Genomic DNA, 1,623 nt, shown 5'->3' with positions numbered 1-1,623 from the left:
CATATTATGCGGGTGAGTTAGTGATTGAGCCTATCCAACGCTGGACGAGAGAGCAAAAATTGGCGCTACTGGACTGGCACCCAATGTTTACGGGACGTTGCCCTGATTGTGAGCGATCACTTATGCAAACTCATCCTGCGCGGGTGTATTGGGATTGTCAGGAGTGTGGATGGAAGGATGATTCGATCTAAAGGGATGATTAACGTTCCTGCTCGGTTGGACGAATCAAAATCTCATTAACATTCACATGGACAGGTTGAGTTACCGCATAGAGGATCGCAGTTGCGATATCTTCACTCTCTAGCGGTTTCACTGAGCCGTAAAATTTTGCTGCTTGCTCTTTCGCTGCTGGATCAGTAATGTGTTGCGGTAGTTCAGTTGCCACCAAACCTGGTTCGATAATGGTGACTCGAATCTGATTTTGGTACACTTCTTTGCGTAACGCTTCAGAGAAAGCGCCCACTGCCCATTTTGTTGCGTTGTACACTCCGCTTCCTGCATTGGCAACCCGACCCGCCACTGATGAAATATTTACAATGTGTCCGCTATTTTGAGCCTTCAACAGCGGTAAGACGGCATGGGTCGCATACATCAGTCCCAGAACGTTCAAGTTGATCATGCGTCGCCAGTCTTCGGTATTTGCACCGTCGATCATGCCTAGCAGCATCACTCCTGCATTGTTGACCAGGATATCAACCTGCCCCCACGCAGAATGCGTTTTTGCGATCGCATCTCGAATCTGAGTTTCATCTGTCACATCTGCGGGAATCGGTAAAGCTTCACCCCCTTCGGTCTGAATCCGTTGGACAAGATCATTGAGGCGGTCTGCACGACGAGCGATCACGGCAACCTTCGCACCTTCTGTAGCAAGTAGAACGGCGGTAGCTTCTCCAATTCCTGAAGAGGCTCCAGTGACGATCGCAACTTTTCCAGTTAATTTTCCAGGCATGGTGTTTCCTAGCGTTAGAGGTTCTAATTCCTGAGTGTGATCATCATCAGTGGGATTGCCGTCTATCTTAGAACTGAAATTAATGGGGGTGACCCATCGCACAAACTCATCCTGCGCGTGTGTATTGGGATTGTCAGTGTGAATGGAGGGATGATTCGGTTTAGGTGCTTCTGAATCGAATCAGTGTAAGACAGGAATCATAATCATTTAACGAATCTATCAGGGATGTGTGAGGAGTTACAGAAAAGAAAGAGATTTTAGATGATGAGGAAGAGAGGAGTTATTTTGTCCCCTCTACTAGGGGTCTCAGTAGCAATGGAACGGTTCTTTGCCTTAAGGCTGTAACGCTCTCCCAGAAAGGTATTCTCTTCGCTTGTGCTCGCTCACCCTGATCCCAAAGCTTCGCTAAACCATCACTTCTACGGCTACAGACATAAAGCGGGACAGACTGAACGAAGCTTAAAGCTTTGAGGGAGCTACTGTCCCGGCTTAAATTGGTAGCCTCTACGCTAATGCCTCAGATCGTCTAATTCATCTGCTCGGTGGGCAGAAGTCCCACCCAGGAGTGGGGGATTCAGCTCTTAAAAAGGGTTGGATTACGCCTGTAACATGCCAGTTTGATGTACTACTCAGTCCAATCTTAGTCCTCGTGCTGTGTAGTATGTTTTTCGACC

Annotated in this window: 1 protein-coding gene and 1 pseudogene; one reads left to right on the top strand and one right to left on the bottom strand. The window is 47.9% G+C overall.

Features of this window, described 5'->3' with window-relative positions; all coding sequences use genetic code 11:
• A pseudogene (locus tag A8707_RS30080) lies at positions 1-191 on the top strand (hypothetical protein); the annotation flags it as partial.
• 8 nt (positions 192-199) lie between these two features.
• Here A8707_RS30080 and A8707_RS26130 read toward each other — a convergent pair.
• The gene (locus tag A8707_RS26130; protein ID WP_231948484.1) at positions 200-1,051 is read right to left on the bottom strand and encodes an SDR family oxidoreductase; all 852 of its coding nucleotides are present in this window, start codon (positions 1,049-1,051) and stop codon (positions 200-202) included.
• Positions 1,052-1,623 lie beyond the last annotated feature (572 nt).

Source organism: Phormidesmis priestleyi BC1401 (assembly GCF_001650195.1).
GTDB classification, from domain to species: Bacteria; Cyanobacteriota; Cyanobacteriia; order Leptolyngbyales; family Leptolyngbyaceae; genus Phormidesmis_A; species Phormidesmis_A priestleyi_B.
This window is presented reverse-complemented; position numbering and strand designations above follow the sequence as displayed.